Annotated in this window: 19 protein-coding genes and 1 riboswitch; of the genes, 2 read left to right on the top strand and 17 right to left on the bottom strand. The window is 52.4% G+C overall.

Annotated elements, in window-relative coordinates:
• Positions 1-7: 7 nt before the first annotated feature.
• The 8 genes from gcvT to comGA all read right to left on the bottom strand — a co-directional run bounded on the left by gcvT (position 8) and on the right by comGA (position 5,724).
• Complete coding sequence (gene gcvT / locus KHA84_RS07815) at positions 8-1,117, bottom strand: glycine cleavage system aminomethyltransferase GcvT (RefSeq protein ID WP_213422971.1); 1,110 nt, start codon at positions 1,115-1,117, stop codon at positions 8-10.
• A 141-nt stretch (positions 1,118-1,258) separates the two neighbouring features.
• Positions 1,259-1,352, bottom strand: a riboswitch (glycine riboswitch).
• Between the two features lie 167 nt (positions 1,353-1,519).
• Positions 1,520-2,041 carry a shikimate kinase gene (locus KHA84_RS07810; protein WP_213422970.1) on the bottom strand — a complete coding sequence of 174 codons (522 nt, stop codon included), beginning with the start codon at positions 2,039-2,041 and terminating at the stop codon, positions 1,520-1,522.
• 191 nt (positions 2,042-2,232) lie between these two features.
• Positions 2,233-2,676 carry a competence type IV pilus minor pilin ComGF gene (gene comGF, locus KHA84_RS07805; protein WP_213422969.1) on the bottom strand — a complete coding sequence of 148 codons (444 nt, stop codon included), beginning with the start codon at positions 2,674-2,676 and terminating at the stop codon, positions 2,233-2,235.
• On the bottom strand, positions 2,660-2,968 hold the full coding sequence (locus KHA84_RS07800; protein ID WP_213422968.1) for a hypothetical protein: 309 nt from the start codon (positions 2,966-2,968) through the stop codon (positions 2,660-2,662). The genes comGF and KHA84_RS07800 overlap by 17 nt, the downstream gene beginning before the upstream one ends.
• Entirely contained in the window at positions 2,958-3,413 is a 456-nt protein-coding gene (locus tag KHA84_RS07795; protein ID WP_213422967.1) for a hypothetical protein, read from the bottom strand. The genes KHA84_RS07800 and KHA84_RS07795 overlap by 11 nt, the downstream gene beginning before the upstream one ends.
• A complete protein-coding gene (gene comGC, locus KHA84_RS07790; RefSeq protein WP_213422966.1) occupies positions 3,385-3,702 on the bottom strand; it encodes a competence type IV pilus major pilin ComGC in 318 nt (105 codons plus the stop codon). Before comGC ends, KHA84_RS07795 begins: the two co-directional genes overlap by 29 nt.
• A gap of 11 nt (positions 3,703-3,713) precedes the next feature.
• Complete coding sequence (gene comGB / locus KHA84_RS07785) at positions 3,714-4,757, bottom strand: competence type IV pilus assembly protein ComGB (RefSeq protein ID WP_213422965.1); 1,044 nt, start codon at positions 4,755-4,757, stop codon at positions 3,714-3,716.
• Entirely contained in the window at positions 4,669-5,724 is a 1,056-nt protein-coding gene (comGA, locus tag KHA84_RS07780) for a competence type IV pilus ATPase ComGA (protein ID WP_213422964.1), read from the bottom strand. Before comGA ends, comGB begins: the two co-directional genes overlap by 89 nt.
• 309 nt (positions 5,725-6,033) lie before the next feature.
• Here comGA and KHA84_RS07775 point away from each other — a divergent pair, with 309 nt between their 5' ends.
• Complete coding sequence (locus KHA84_RS07775; protein ID WP_419465589.1) at positions 6,034-6,267, top strand: DUF2626 family protein; 234 nt, start codon at positions 6,034-6,036, stop codon at positions 6,265-6,267.
• Positions 6,268-6,333: 66 nt separating this feature from the next.
• On the opposite strand, the gene KHA84_RS07770 is transcribed toward KHA84_RS07775, so the two are convergent.
• Positions 6,334-6,972: an MBL fold metallo-hydrolase gene (locus KHA84_RS07770; protein WP_213422962.1), complete on the bottom strand. Its 639-nt coding sequence runs from the start codon at positions 6,970-6,972 to the stop codon at positions 6,334-6,336.
• Positions 6,973-7,141: 169 nt separating this feature from the next.
• On the opposite strand from KHA84_RS07770, the gene KHA84_RS07765 reads away from it, so the two are divergent.
• Positions 7,142-7,321 (top strand): DUF2759 domain-containing protein, encoded by a 180-nt coding sequence (locus tag KHA84_RS07765; protein WP_213422961.1) that lies wholly within the window; start codon positions 7,142-7,144, stop codon positions 7,319-7,321.
• 74 nt (positions 7,322-7,395) lie between these two features.
• Here KHA84_RS07765 and KHA84_RS07760 read toward each other — a convergent pair whose 3' ends face one another.
• The 8 genes from KHA84_RS07760 to KHA84_RS07725 form a co-directional block, all read right to left on the bottom strand.
• The gene (locus tag KHA84_RS07760) at positions 7,396-8,475 is read right to left on the bottom strand and encodes a YqgU-like beta propeller domain-containing protein (protein ID WP_213422960.1); all 1,080 of its coding nucleotides are present in this window, start codon (positions 8,473-8,475) and stop codon (positions 7,396-7,398) included.
• A 69-nt stretch (positions 8,476-8,544) separates the two neighbouring features.
• Positions 8,545-10,449, bottom strand: a complete 1,905-nt coding sequence (locus KHA84_RS07755) for an LTA synthase family protein (protein ID WP_213422959.1) — start codon at positions 10,447-10,449, stop codon at positions 8,545-8,547.
• 190 nt (positions 10,450-10,639) lie between these two features.
• Entirely contained in the window at positions 10,640-10,819 is a 180-nt protein-coding gene (locus tag KHA84_RS07750; RefSeq protein WP_213422958.1) for a YqgQ family protein, read from the bottom strand.
• On the bottom strand, positions 10,803-11,393 hold the full coding sequence (locus KHA84_RS07745; RefSeq protein ID WP_213422957.1) for a 5-formyltetrahydrofolate cyclo-ligase: 591 nt from the start codon (positions 11,391-11,393) through the stop codon (positions 10,803-10,805). The genes KHA84_RS07750 and KHA84_RS07745 overlap by 17 nt, the downstream gene beginning before the upstream one ends.
• A gap of 57 nt (positions 11,394-11,450) precedes the next feature.
• Positions 11,451-11,600, bottom strand: a complete 150-nt coding sequence (rpmG, locus tag KHA84_RS07740) for a 50S ribosomal protein L33 (RefSeq protein WP_008299952.1) — start codon at positions 11,598-11,600, stop codon at positions 11,451-11,453.
• Positions 11,601-11,785: 185 nt separating this feature from the next.
• On the bottom strand, positions 11,786-13,996 hold the full coding sequence (locus KHA84_RS07735; RefSeq protein ID WP_213422956.1) for a peptidoglycan D,D-transpeptidase FtsI family protein: 2,211 nt from the start codon (positions 13,994-13,996) through the stop codon (positions 11,786-11,788).
• Between the two features lie 133 nt (positions 13,997-14,129).
• Entirely contained in the window at positions 14,130-14,735 is a 606-nt protein-coding gene (locus KHA84_RS07730; RefSeq protein WP_213422955.1) for a superoxide dismutase, read from the bottom strand.
• A 110-nt stretch (positions 14,736-14,845) separates the two neighbouring features.
• Entirely contained in the window at positions 14,846-15,328 is a 483-nt protein-coding gene (locus KHA84_RS07725; protein WP_213422954.1) for a DUF456 domain-containing protein, read from the bottom strand.
• Between the last annotated feature and the right edge of the window lie 5 nt (positions 15,329-15,333).

Raw genomic sequence — 15,333 nt, 5'->3', positions numbered from 1 at the left:
TTCTGATTTAGGATTTAGCCCGCTTGTAAAATGGGGTTTCGACAATTTCAGCCTTGAGGCGTTTCTTGCGCACTTCCACTTCGACTTCATCACCCAAAACAGCGTGTTCGGTACCGACGAGGATGTTTCCGATGTTCAGCCCGAGTGTCGGGGACTGGGTGCCGGTCGTGACTTCGCCGATCTTTTCCTCACCTTTATAGACGGCATAGCCCGTACGCGGGATGCCTTTGTCAATCATGCGGATTCCGGCAAGCTTGCGCGGCACGCCTTCTTCTTTTTGGCGGACGAGTGCATCCTTGCCGATGAAGTCGGCTTCCTTACCGAGCTTTACGGCAAATCCGAGACCGGCCTCGAGAGGAGAAATATCCTCATCCATTTCCTGCCCATACAGCGGCAGTCCTGCCTCAAAGCGGAGCGTGTCGCGTGCGCCGAGACCAGCAGGCACGATTCCGTCTTGTTCGCCTTCCTTCAGGATCTCTTCCCAAAGTGCATGGGCGGAATCCGGCGACGTGTAGATTTCAAAGCCGTCTTCTCCGGTGTATCCGGTGCGCGAAACAAGTGCCTGGTGGCCGGAGATGCCAACATTCTCTTTAAAGCGGAAAAACTTGATGTCCGCAAGGGGCTCATCCGTCAGCCTGGACAGAACTTCCTCCGCTTTCGGTCCCTGCAGTGCCAAAAGTGCATATTCCGCCGACACATCAGTGACTGTGACATCACCGTCGACATGCTTCTTCATCCACTCCACATCTTTTTCCGTGTTGGCAGCGTTGACGACAAGAAAATACTTGTCATCGGACATTTTGTAGATTAGCAGGTCATCGATTGTGCCGCCCTGCTCGTTGCACATGATCGTATATTGTGCGCGTCCGGCAGTAAGCTTCGAAACATCGTTGGTCATGAGTTTCTGAAGAAAATCGGTGCTGTCCTTTCCTTCGACAAGAACCTCTCCCATGTGGGAAACATCGAAAAGGCCCGCACTTGTCCGTACCGCTTCATGTTCCGACTTGATGCCGGAAAACTGGACGGGAAGATCCCATCCGCCAAAGTCGATTGTTTTACCCCCGTGACCGGCGTACAAGTCATAGAGCGGGGTGCGCTGCAAGGTGGTTTCCGCCATTGCACTTCTCCTCCGTTTCGTCCAGATGTAAAAAAGGACAGAGAGACCCGTTTGAATCGGGTCCTCTGTCCTGTCACCTGAAAGTTTTCCTGCTCGGTTTTCCTCGTTGGTGGCCGGCTGGTCCGGCGCTCTCCAGAGATGCGTCCTGTACGAGTCTTTTTGCCTGAGAGATTCATAACACCCGTTACTTGCTCCTTCGGCGACGCAATTGTGCGTTCTCTCCCCGTACATTCATCCGCCCGGCAGATGCCGGTTATTCAGCTGTGAGTCAAGCGAAAGTTCTGTCGCTTTGCCTATATCCTAACATTGAATTTTGAGAAAGGCAATATCTTTTCAAAACTAGAATCAAAAACGAACGAAATAAAAACCGGAACCCGATAAAGTTCGGATTCCGGTGATTTTTCAGCGCTTTTCTCTGCCTTTCAGCCGTCTGACCTGCCTGGCGGCATAATCTGTGGCTTGGCGGAGGCTGCGCCCCTTTGTATTGATGGTGATATGCGCAGTCCTTTTGTAGACCTTTTTGCGCTCGTTGTAGATCCTCTGAAGATCCTCACGTGTCGAACGCTGGACGATCGGGCGGTTTTTGTCGGTCCTGATCCGCCTCCAGATTTCGAAAAACGGGGCATTGAGAAACAGGACAAGCCCGGTCTGCCGGAGAAGTTTCCGGTTTTCCGGACGCATCGGTGTCCCGCCGCCCGTTGAGATGATGCACCACTCATCCCGGAAATTCCGCAGAAAGTCTGTTTCCATCTGGCGGAAATGCTCTTCTCCGTATTGCTCAAAAATCTGCGGAATTTTCATGCCAGCCTGCTTCTCGATCTCCCTGTCCATATCGTAATACGGAAGGCGCAGCGCGTAGCTCAGCCGCTTCCCGATCGCTGACTTCCCGGATCCCATGTAGCCGATCAGGTATACCCTTTTCATCTTCCCACCTGCCTAAAAGCGGTTCCGCTTCGCTAAAATACGACTCGATTTTTCTAATCGTATCACGAGCGTGGGAAGATTCCAATAAAGTATAAGCCTGCATTTGTGCCAAATAAGCATTTGTAACGAAAAGTACCAAGCCGGAAACAAGAAATAGGAGGAGAAGCGCGGCGGGCAGAATCCCTCCTGCTTCATTCTTCAGCCGGAAGAAGATGATGCATCGTCCCCCTCTCGGTTCCATCGTTAAAGACGGCACGGATGGACAGTACGTTTTCCGATACGGAGATGTTGACCGACCTCACACCGGTCAGCATCGGCTCATGCCCCTCTGCGTTCACCCGCTTGCGGATCATGGACTGTACAGGGTAATGGCCGATTTCGGTTACTTTGTCTTTATGGATCACCTTTAGCAAATTTCCCTGTTCACCCACCTGCACACCGTCCACGCCCTTCAGATATTCAGCCAGCTCATACCTGAACAATTCCCATTCCACCGAGGATGGATCGCCGATGTGGTGGGCCATGCCTGCAGAATACCGGAAGAATCCGGCGAACAAGATAAAAAACGCCGAGAGGATGACCAGGTGAAGCAAAGCTTCGATAAATGTGTATCCCCCCTCACCCGCCCGGCTCATAGCAGCGCGACTGCCAGCCGGAGGCTGCCTTATATGAAACACAGATTCCCCCTCCCTGCATCCTCCAATCGAATACCGCACTTCCAATCGTTCGTGAGCCTTCAACGGCTCCGGTCAGGTAATGCCCGTCCACCGCATCGGATGCGACAGAAGCGGCCTGTACAGAAAGTTTCTGCTCTTCGAGATTCATCATCATCCGGTCAGTCAATGGGAATAGAGACGTAAAAATCACATACACGATCAGCAGAGACAGGAGGGACTCGGGAAATGAAAAACCCCGCTCACCGGACAATCGTCACCCTCCCTTTCCCGATATGGACAATCACCCTGATATCGCCTTCCGGAGTATGGAAGTGCAGGGTGCCAAAAGCCCTTGCAGACCCCAGTTTTGTGAATTCCACCTGTTTGAGCGTACTGAATTCCGACAGGTACACCCCCTTCGGCAACCGGCGGCTGAACAGGACGGCCGAACCTGCGCCCGAAGCCACGTATGTGCCATCAGAAAGAAAAACGATTTTCGAATATTCCCCGTGCACGACGGCATGCATCTGAACGGCCTGGATATCCAGTTTTAGCTGGTCCTGGAATGGAATCGGCTCTGTGAACTGAAGGGCTTTGGAAGTGGCGGCGGCGTATCCGACACCCGTCACGGCCATCGCTACCGCCAGGACAAGAAGCATTTCTGTGAAAGTGAACCCGCGGGACAGATTAAGGGTTTGAAATGCTGACCGCGCCATTGTTTACAACGATCGTCCTCCCGTCCGAGCATTTAAGATCATCCTCGCTCTCAAGATAGTCCGGCATCAAAGCCGCAGCCGTGGCGGGATTCTGTTTGTGCTTCAGTTTGTATGCCTGCACTTGCCCCTCGACCATCTGTTCCAATGCCTCGCATCCCGTTTCATCAATCTCGGCGGCCCGTTTGGTCACATTCGGGATTGCCAGAAGAATCAGAACCGAGATTACGAGAAGGACGATCATCATTTCAATGAGCGTGAAGCCGGATTGGTTATTTAGTCTCTTTTGCATAGGTGCCCCCTTCATTGTAATTCGACCATACTGTAGACAGGCAGCATCAGGGCAAGGTAGGCACCCATGATGCATACCGCAAGAATGCCGAACAGCACAGGCTGGATGACGGCAATCAGCTTTTCCGATTCCTCTCCGATTTTCTCGTCGATCAATTCACTGTAGACAAGCATTTCCCTCGGAAGATGGCCGCCCTCTTCTCCGTGGCGGATAAAGGACGGAAAATCCGGCATAAAACCCCCGGCATGACGCACTGCTTCATGGAGCGGGTCTCCCATGAGTATCCGTTGACCCGTCGTCCTGGTCATAAAAGCGAGCATAGATCGCTCATCCTGCTCTGCAAGAATCGAGATGGCCTGCTGAAGGGGGATTCCTCCACCCAGAAGCGTGCCCATCTCCCGCGCAAAAACCGAAGTGTGCCCCATCCGGATCCATCTGGAAAGGACGGGAACAGAGTGAACGGCCCGCAGTTTTACTTCCGCGGACTGCCGGGTCCATGCCAGGTAAGCGATAACTGCACCTGCCGACATTACACCTGCGGCTCCCATGAGGAAATCGGGAATCCTCAGCAAAAATGCAGACAGTGCCATTGCTTCACCCTCACCGCCCCTTCCGGCCAGCATTTTCTCCATATTCGGCATGAACAGGGTCCTGAACAGAACGAAAAGAAGCGCGATGAAACCGAAAAGGACGGCCGGATACAATGTCGCCTTCCGAAGCTTCTCCAACGTTTTTCCCCTGCGTTTGAGCCGGTCTGACACCGTCCGGATAGCTTCGGGCAGATTGCCATGGCTGACTGCGATTCCGACCGGAATAAGGAGAGCGGGCGAGAACCCGATATTTTCAAGAATCTCATCAGGTCCCTCCCCCGAACGGAGATTTTGCTCCAAAACCTGTTCGGCCCCGTCCGGGTCATCAAGATGGTGGGGCAGCAGCATGCGTACTGAATCATGAAACGTATACCCTTCATCCATCAGTCCTGCGGCCCGGGAAAGGAACCGTTCCGGCTGGTGAAGCCGGCGTTTCGCCCGCCGCAGCGTAAAGAGCAGCGCCATGTTGCATTTCCTCCTTCCGGTCAAGGGTCAGATTTTCAGGCATGTTAAATGGCTGTCCTTCCCTGATTGCCCGGAAAGCCTCCGCAAGAAGTTCCCCGTGCAGGATTTCGAAAAGTGCTTTTCGGCCGCCGGCTCCGTCCTTCAGCCTCTGCGCACAGATCATGGACACCGTCTGTCTCAACTCTTCCAGCTGGATGCCGAATTCCGTCATCCTGAACAGGCTGCCAGCCGTATCCCGCGAGTGCACCGTTGCGACGACGAGGTGCCCGGTGAGCGCTGCCTGGACCGCAACCTTTGCTGTATCCGAATCCCTGATTTCCCCGATCATGATCACATCCGGTGAATGACGCAAAATCGCTTTCAACCCTGCGGAATAGGTGATTCCGGCCCGCTCATTCACCTGGATCTGGAGCAGGTGCCGCTGGCTATGCTCAACCGGATCCTCAAGGGAGATCACATGCCTGCCCAGTTCCTCCGCACAGTGCCTGGTAACTGAATACATGGTCGTTGTTTTGCCGCTTCCTGTCGGCCCTGTGAAAAAGACCATGCCCTGCCGCATACCGGCCGCTTCCAACAGCAGGGAAGCCGCCTGCCGGTCATCGGTCAAATTGCGGACAGGCAGCGCCTCCTCATGCGGCTGGAACCGGATTGCAGCGCTTTCCTTCAGATTTACGGATGGCAGCGTCGAAATTCTGAACGAGTAACGGGCACTTCCAAAATCAAGCGAAAAAGCTCCGCTCTGAGGCTTTCTGCGTTCTCCGATGTCGAGCGATGATAGATATTTATAAAATGAGATGATCCGTTCACCAAGCTCGATCGGGATCTCCGCTGCCGTGATGATCCCCCTTCCTTTTCGGTGCTGGATTTCATATTTCTGGCCGGATGGGTTCAGATGAAGGTCCGTCGCTCCCTCCCCGAGCGCCCGGCCAAGGAGTTCCACGGCTTTTTGTTCGATGAGGTTTTCCACCGTTTTGCCGCCTCCCTGCCAAGTGGATTGACAGGAAAGGACCGCACTTCCCTGTCCTCTCGAGTATAGGACGGAGTGAATCCCTATGATAGTCAACTCGCAGACTTTGCAAAATGGGCCATTTTCCGATGTCATTTTTGAAAATTGCACGCCGGAAAGCGCCAAAATCCGATTTTGCCGGATTAATATGGACAAGTTTTTGTCACAATCACCGATGCGGATTCAGTTTGCACCCTGCAGACAAACACTATATAATGAATGGGAGATGATTATGGCACCGTTGCAAAGGAGGGAACACGCGTGGATAATATGTTCAAGCTTTGCGGCTTCTGGACAGGAATTTTCGCGGTCATGTTCTATATCGGAGACATGATGACACCATCGCTGCTCATGCTGGCCAGCACCGGATTTTTCATTCTTTTCGGTTACCTGAAGTTAACTGAACGCATGTACTTATATCTTTTCGGCGCTTACTTGATGGTCTTCATGGTAGGGTTCAGCTACTATACCAACTTCATTTACGTACCAGGAGCAGGACATTAATTAAAATCGCTACATAAAAAAACAGCCGCTACGGCTGTTTTTTTATGTGCTTTTGAATGGAGGCGGCTACATCCCGGACAGAAACGGGTTCATCCCCTTTTCATCACCGATTGTAGTTGGTCCCATATGGCCAGGCAGCACGGTGGTTTTGTCAGGCAGGGCAAGCAGCTTTTCCCGGATTGAGTTCAGCAGCGTTTCATGGTCACCGCCCGGCAGGTCAGTCCTGCCGATGCTCATACGGAATAGGGCATCGCCGCCTATCACGGTCCCTTCCTGCTCGAAATAAAAAGCGACACTGCCCGGAGAATGACCGGGTACATGAAGCATTTTGAATCGGAAGGGTCCTTCCTTCCGGTCGCCGTCTTCACGGATCAGCCTATCCGGCTTTGTTGTCCGGATATCCGGAAGATCCGCGTACCGGCCGGAACCGTTCAGCATCGGATCTCCGAGCCATTCCTGCTCTTCCAGATGAAGGTGGACGGGAATCCCGTAGCGGGTCCGGATCGCCTCCACTGCACCGATATGGTCGAAGTGGGCATGGGTCAGATAAATTGCGGCTGGACGCAATTGCAACTTCTCGATTTCGCCAATCACCTTCCCGGCTTCCTCTCCGGGATCAAAAATCAGGCAATCGCCATTGTCCGCCTCAGCGATATAGCAGTTCGTCTGAAGCGGGCCGAGCGGATAAGTATGGAATTTGATCATATGTCGAATCACCCCGTGCCCATTATAGCATGAGCAGCCGAACGGGCCGGTGTTCAAATATTCGACACGAATAACGCTCGACAAATGTGGGTGCTTTCATTACAATAGAAGAGGAGTTTATACGTGATCTGTATCATTATCGGACTCATTGTCAGAAGGAGTGTCACCGATGAACTTATTGATGGTTATTTTTGGGCTGATCGCGATTTTCGCAGCAATCGGAACAGTCCAGGCTTTCAAGGAACGGAATATCTTGAGCATCCTCTTTAATCTGGCTGCATTCGTCGTATTTGGGGCATTTGTCGTCCTGACCATTACATTCCAGGGCTACCCGCCAAAACTTCACTGATTCCCGCAAAGGGCCGGCAAACATGCCGGCCCTTTCTCTTGGCGTTTCCCGGGGACGACAAAAGGCGATTCCGGTCATTTGCCGGAATCGCCTTTTAGTTGTTCCATCCAATTGACAACCGTACCGTCTGCCGTGTCGAAAAGCATCTCACCCATTGCGCCCGACAGGCAGAAGGAGGTATCCGGAGAGCAGGTCATGACCGGTGAATCGACCATCACCGGCGACTTCCGGACGCCTCTTGCCGAGATCACTGCCGGCTGCCAACCGGCAGCCTCAGACATGGCATCCGTCTCCACCGGAAGAAGTGTGGCAAACCGCCCAGGCCCTGCCAGCTCAATTTCTGCAGGGAGGAGTCCCAGAAATTGTTCTCCCGCAGGAAGGTTCAAGACCGGCATCCAATCACCGTTGCCGCTGCCGATCATATAGTCGATGCTGCCGCCGCCTGCAGCTTTGGCAATGGCGAACATCTTGCCGTCCGTCGAAAATTCCAATACATTTTCCGCAAGTATGGTTCCGCTGCCATCCACCAGTGTTCCGCCGTCCCCGAGGTTGCCGTCATCAATGATCTCAACCACTCCGCCGGCCTCCATCCAGACCGGGAAAGGACCGGCACCTTGCACCGCCTTCAGCGATCCGGTTGAAGCATCGGCCAAGAACACCTTGAAGTCCCAGTTTTCATCAAAGGCCGTGATGTAAATATTTCTCCAATTGTCCGGATTCCAAGACCAGGCGATATCGTGAGATTGAACAATCAAGTCTTCACCAGCTGTATCATCACCGAGCAGTCTCAGATGGGCTTCTCCCTCACCAGCATCAAGCCTGAGCAGCAGCCGGCCGGACGGATGGCTTTCCGCCTCGGTGATGACAAGCTCTGTACTGACAACTTCTTCGGCAGTGCCTTTTTCGGGATCGATTGTGTACAGGACGGAACCTCCGGTTTCTCCGGCAGAGACGGAGAGAATGTTGCCTTCTGCATCAAACCCAAGGACTAACGGATTTTCTCCGAGATCAGGTTCGGTTCGGGTTCCTTCTCCGGGTTGTTCTGCAGCTCCAGTCATTTTATCCGATCCGTGAGATTCCGTTTCGTCAGGTGAACAGCCGGCTGCCGGCAAAATGATGGCGAGCATGGCGGCAAGCATCCAGATAATCCTCAATCTTGGCCCCCCGTTTCTTTATGCTTATGTAAAAAGCCTGTGCGGCAATGGTTCCGCACAGGCTTCCGGTCATTCGGCTTCGCGCAGTTCTAATTCCTGCCCGGAAACCGGCTGATTCCTATAAAATCTAAGCAGGTCTCCGTTAATGACCATATCCGAGTATTTCAGCTCCTGCTGGACTTTTTGCATGCTTTCCTCACAGGCAGCCGGATCTCCGGCTTCCCTGGTTGAAAGGTCATAGCACATTTCTCCGGCATAAATATTTTCCGGAGTGATGAAGCGGCCGTCACGGAAAATGACAGACTCATCATGCTCAGGAGAGAATATGTCTGTTCCAAATTGCAGGTCCTCTTTTGTATCGATTCCCATGAGGTGCAAAATGGTCGGGCGGAGGTCGATTTGCCCTGCCAGGGTGTCCAGCGTCTCCCCTTCCCCATATCCCGGAATGTGGATGAACAATGGCACCTTCTGAAGTTCAGCGGACATCAGCGGCGTCACCTCTTCACCAAGGTACATGCTCATCGCCTTGTTGTGGTTTTCGGAGATGCCATAGTGGTCCCCGTACATGACAATGATGGAATTGTCATAGAGCCCTTTTTCCTTCAGGTCGTCGAAGAAGCTCTTGAGGGCTTCATCCATATAGCGGACTGTCTGGAAATAGCGGTTCAATGTTCTCGAGTTTGAGTCGTATTCCGGAATGTACTTGTCCTCTTCATCGAGCGTGAACGGATAATGGTTCGTGAGAGTGATCATCCGGGAATAAAACGGCTGCGGCATTTCCGCCATCAGGTCTGCGGACTGCTCGAAGAACGGAATGTCCTTCATGCCCCAGTTGACCGCATCCCCTTCGCCGACCGAGTAGCTCTCGATGTCGTAGAAGTGATCCACCTCAAGCGCCTTGTACATCATGTCCCTGTTCCAGAAGCTTTTTCCGTTCGGGTGCATGACGTTGGTGTAGTAGCCGTTGTCCCCGAGTTTCTCAGCCATCGAGTTATAGGTGTTTCCTCCGTGTGTGAAAAATACCGCTCCGCCGCTCAGCGGATAAAGCGAGTTTTCCACGAGGAACTCGGAATCCGATGTTTTCCCGAGACCGGTCTGATGGTAGAAGTTCGGGAAGTAGAACGTATCCTCGTCCTGGGTCAGGCTGTTCAGGAATGGCGTGACCTCATGGCCATTCATATCGTTGTTGATCACGAATGTCTGGAGGGACTCCATCGAGACAACAATGACATTCCGGCCTTCTGCTACCCCGAACATCTCTGGGTCAGGCTCGGCATGATTGGCGGATGTGTAGTTTTCAATCTCGGTCAGTTCGGTTCCGTCTGCCAGAGCACGCTGGGCATGGGATTTTGACTGAATGTAGATGTCATATAGATGATAATTGTACATCCCCAGGTTTTTAACGAGCAATTCACGGTCAAAGCTTCGTGTGAGAAGCTGCGGTCGTTCAGTCTCGGCAAGGCCGAGGTTCAGAACGAGCAATGCCGCGGTCCCCACAAAATAAATTCTTCGGAACATCGGGCGGACCGCTGCCTTGACAGCAGGTTCGCCGAGTTTTTTCGCGGCAAACCAGATAATCAGGATATCCGCGAAGTAAAGCGGATCATGGATTCTCAGGCTCGACAGCACGGAAGATCCGAGGTCTCCGAAGTTATTTGTCTGGAACAGAACCGGAAGTGTGATGAAATCACTGTAAAATCTGTAGAACACTACGTTTGCATACAGAATGATCGTCATGATCGTACTTGTGATGAGCAGGTACCTGACCGTCCCTTTCCACGTCTTCATGTACATGGAGAAGCCGTAAATGAAGAGCAGGAAGCAAAGCGGGTTGATAAACAGGATAAATTCCTGCATCACGTTATCGATCGCCATATTGAAGCTTGTTTTATATGTGATATAGGTTTTGAGCCATGATGCCACTACTGCAACCGCAAGCAGCAGCAGGAGTTTTGGCCTTTTCGTATTTGCCACGTTCTGGCTAACCCCTTTCTTGTCGGTTTTCCGGTTTGGCAGGATATAAATGATTGGAATGAAGACAAACACAGGACTGCTCAAATCCGGTTACCCTACTTATGACGGATGTAAACTTCATATGGTTTCATTTTAAACTGAAGTTCATAAATTCTTAATACTTCCATAGACCTGAAAATCAGCCCCGGGCTTATTTTCCTCTTCTTAAAACAAGTAGGGATTGCGCAAATTCCTTTTGGGTGATCAGGCCGTTATCATATAGCTGGCGGACTTCCATTTCCAGGAGGATGAGGTCGGCATTCCGGTCTCCGGTATAGACAAACGTCCCGAAGCGCTTTAACAGCTGCATGACATCATAGACGGTTTCCATCCGGCGACCCTCCTCGGCAGTCGACCATACGACGTTCCGTAAAGATACTGTCAACGGGGATATCATGGGATTCAACCGGCACTTCCCCGCACAGCTGCTTTTCAAAAGCGAGGGAGACCTTGTGGCCGCTGTATTGCACCAGATAACGGTCATAATAACCCCCACCGAAGCCGGTTCGGTAGCCGGACTCCGAATAAGCGACGCCCGGAACGACCAGAAGATCGATCTCCTGTTTGCCGGCGGGCATCGTTCTGTTTTCCGCCGGTTCCTGAAGGTCCATGTAGACGGTCTCCAATTCCTCATAGGAGCGGATGTAGCGGAACTGCATGCTTCGGTCGGAAGGCGCGCATTTTGGCGCAGCCACCCGCTTGCCGTCTTCCCAGGCAGCCTGGACCAGCGGCCTTGTATCCAGCTCAGGAAATCTTGAGATCGTCACGCCGATCACGCCGGCTTCTCTATATCTTGAATCGGATCTGAGACGGCGGATTGCCTCCAGGCTCCGGGCAGCATGTTCTTCCGGGTCCATTGAGTCCAATGCATCGAGTATGTTCTTCCGGATCTCTTTTTTATCCATTACAGAACCCCCTTCAACGAAAAAACCAAAACCGGTACCGGTTTTGGCAGGATCCGCTTACTTTGTTTCGCGGTGCAGAGTCTGTTTGTTATCACGTGAGCAATACTTTTTCATTTCAATGCGTTCCGGATTGGTCCGCTTGTTTTTGGTCGTGATATAGTTGCGCTCGCCGCATTCGGTGCAAGCAAGAGTTACATTAACGCGCATTCGGTTCCCCTCCCACTCATACAGGATAGAAATGTTTGAGCATGTAAAGTGAGCATGATTTATACGACTGTTCCATTATAGCACACGGAGTGCTGATGTCCACTAAAGAATATGCGATTGACGGCATTTTTTTCGGCGTCAAAGGCAAGGGCCGGGCGCCTTTGCGGCAATCCCGGCCCTATTGGTCATTCCCCTTCGCCTTCCCGGATCACAGTATCGTCAGAGGATTCTTTTAGTGTGCCCTCGGTGTTGGGGCCGGCTTCGCCGTCCTCGATCCGCTGCTTTTTGAGTTCAAAATAGTAATCGGTCATTTCGCGTGCGATTTCGTTGTTCGGATGCGGAATGTAGCCGGTATTTGACGAAACGTTCGGAGCCAGGACCGCATACGCAATCTCCGGTTCTTCGTAAGGGGCGAACCCGACGTGCGATACGTTGACGGTCGGCTTGCCGAACCACGGATCGTTCCGGTCCGCCTCGTAGTAGTTACGCTGGGCGGTCCCCGTCTTTCCGGCAGCTTTATAACCTTTCGTATCTTTGAATGTGGAATATGCAGTTCCGCGCGGATTGTAGTAGACCGTGTACATCCCCTGCTTCATCCGGTCGATCTGACCGTCAGAGTTATTGATACGGTTCAAATACTTTGCCGGAATCTCCGTCGCAATCGGGCCGAGTGTCTTGCCGTCCGGAGACGGCTCCCGGATTTCCTTGACCACGCGCGGGGCAACCCGGTATCCGCCGTTTGCAATCGTTGCGACATACTGGGCAAGCTGCATCGTCGTATACGTGTCATACTGGCCGATGGCAAAGTCCAGGATCTGTCCTGGTTGTGAAAGTTTTGGATGCTGTCCGGCGGCTTCAGCCGGCAGATCAATTCCGGTTTCCACTCCGAGGCCGAACGATGCGAACGAATGGCGCAATCGCTCGATTGCCTCAGTGTCAATGGCAAGCGGGGCATTTCTCACGTAAGAGCCGTCGCCTATTCCGATGGCGACCTTCCACATATAAACGTTTGAAGACCTGGTGATCGCAGTTAAATCATTAACGGGCACACGGCCAGACTGGTTGAAAAGGGACCGCTTCGGAGTTCCGTTGGCGCCGAAAACCATCGGCTCATCGATCATGGTCTGTCCGACATTTACCGCCCCGTACTCATAACCGGCGAGGACCGTCGCCATCTTGACGGTGGACCCGGCTTCATAGGCATCCTGGAAAGTGCCGAATGTCCGGTCACGGACTTTGTATTTGCCCGATTCTTTATCGTAATAAGCCTGCTTGCCGACCATCGAAAGGATCTCTCCGTTGTTGGGATCCATCATGACGAAAAAGATTCGGTCGAACATTTGGGAGTTCCTTCCGTTTTTGATGGACAATACATGGCGGGAAACAACTTCCTCCGCTTTTTGCTGAAGTTCGTTGTCAATAGTCAGAACAAGGTCCTTGCCTGGCTGCCCCTCCTGGACAGGCACCGTTTCGAGGACATTGCCTGCCTTGTCCGTAATGTTCTTGGCGATGGTTTTCTGCCCCTGCAGGACGGATTCATACTGCTCCTCAATGAAGCTCGTGCCGACTCTGTCGTTGCGGGAATATCCCCGGGAGAGATAGTATTCCAACTTCTCACTCGGAAGGCCTGTTTTCGGTGTCGTCGTATTCCCGAGGATGGCCAATTCTGAGTTCTTCACCCGCTCCCAGTCTGTCGTCGTGTTGACACCGGGAAGCTCATTGAGCCGCTCGGAAACTTTCGCGTATTCTTCCGGCGTCACATCGCCGCTCTTGATGATCTGCGGAGAGTAATTATAGCCCGAGGACATTTCCCTGTAGATGGCAAGAACTTCAAGCTCCTCGTCAGTCATGGCATTCAGATCGTCTTCCGTGATCTTGTCGCGCACCAGGCTGTCCAGTTCCCGCTGGCGTTGGGTTTTAGTTTTTGTCTCATCCGAATTGATCGCCTTTTTCTCTTTGTCCGACACTCGGTCATACGCCTCGTCTTTGTTGAGAAGAATCCAGAAATCCTTTTTGTCGCGAGTCGTGACGGCTTCTGCATCTTTTTCAATCAGCTCTGCAAGGCCACGGGCGATCTCGAGCATTTCCTCCGTCTTTGTTGACTGCTTTTTCGTGTAAGTGATTGCGCGCTTTGGTTCATTGCCGACCAAAATCTCCCCGTTCCGGTCGTAGATCCTGCCGCGCGGCACACTAGTGTTGACGGAGATTTCCTCTTTCCGCTCGATCTCACGCTTGTAGTCTTCGCCTTTGACGATCTGGAGATAGCCCAGACGAAGAACCAGAGCCGAGAACAAAAGGAAGATGGTGAAGAACAGGATATTCATCCTGAAGGTCGTGTTCTTGCGGAATCTCTGTTTTGGTGTTTCCTGTTTAGAGGAGCGCCTGCGGCGATTCACGCGGCTTCCCCCTTTCCCTGCAAATTTCTATGAAAATTGTACCGCAAACCAACAAAAAAAGCACACACCAACGGGACGCCCGTGGTGTGTGCGGGGTTTCCGGCACAGCCGGATTTTTTGCTGAGCGGTAAAATTACTTCGCTTCTTCGTAACGCTTGGAAACTTCTTCCCAGTTTACAACATTCCAGAATGCCGATGCGTATTCCGGACGGCGGTTCTGGTACTTCAAGTAGTACGCATGCTCCCAGACATCAAGGCCGAGCACAGGCGTTTTGCCTTCCATGAGAGGAGAGTCCTGGTTCGCAGTGGACGTAACTTCGATCTCGCCGTTGTTCACAACGAGCCATGCCCAGCCGGAACCGAAACGTCCCTTCGCTGCTGTTTCGAATTCTTCTTTGAACTTGTCGAAGCTGCCGAACTTTTTGTCGATTGCCTCAGCAAGTGCTCCGGATGGCTGTCCGCCGCCGCTTGGCGAAAGGATCTGCCAGAAGAGCGAGTGGTTTGCGTGTCCGCCGCCGTTGTTGCGGACTGCGGTTTTTTTGTCTTCCGGTACGGAATCGAAGTTGCGGAGAACTTCTTCGATCGATTTTTCAGCGAGATCCGTTCCTTCAACTGCTGCGTTGAGGTTTGTTACATACGTGTTGTGGTGTTTCGTATGGTGGATCTCCATTGTTTCTTTGTCGATGCTTGGCTCCAGCGCGTCGTACGCGTATGGAAGTTCAGGCAATTTAAAAGCCATTTCACATTCCTCCCGGTTTCAGATGATTGACTACATCCCTCACATTATCAAACTTGTTGCACAGCTTCAAATAAAAAGCACCGCCAAATGTGGCGGTGCAAGAAAATGAGTTATGTGACGACAATGACAAACAGCAAAATCATGATAATTTGGATAGCGCCCTTGACGCCAACCGATGTCAGGAAACCGATCAGCGAGCCAAGCCCGCTACGGAGGGCCTGTTTGAGCCCCTTCCTGTTCACCAGCAGTTCCCCGAGCACCGCTCCGATAAACGGTCCGGCCAGTATTCCGAACACCGGGATGACGAAGGGCCCGATAAGAATACCGATCGTGCTTCCCCACATACCGGCTTTGGTACCGCCATACTTTTTCACTCCGACTGCGTTGGCCAGGAAATCCGCTCCGAAAAGCAAGATGACAAACAGGACTTCAGCCAGCCAAAACCACCATGGGAGATCGGCAAACGAGTAAAACAGGCCGTACAGGACAAACCCCAGAAAAACAAAAAGAGAAGCGGGGATCACCGGATAGACCAGCCCGATGAACGCAACCGTGAAACTTAAAATAATCAGCGTCCAAGCGATGATGGCCATTCGGT

It is taken from the genome of Bhargavaea massiliensis, assembly GCF_018390575.1.
Lineage (GTDB): Bacteria > Bacillota > Bacilli > Bacillales_A > Planococcaceae > Bhargavaea > Bhargavaea massiliensis.
The sequence above is the reverse complement of the archived record's forward strand: the minus strand, read 5'-3'. Positions and strand labels throughout refer to the sequence as shown.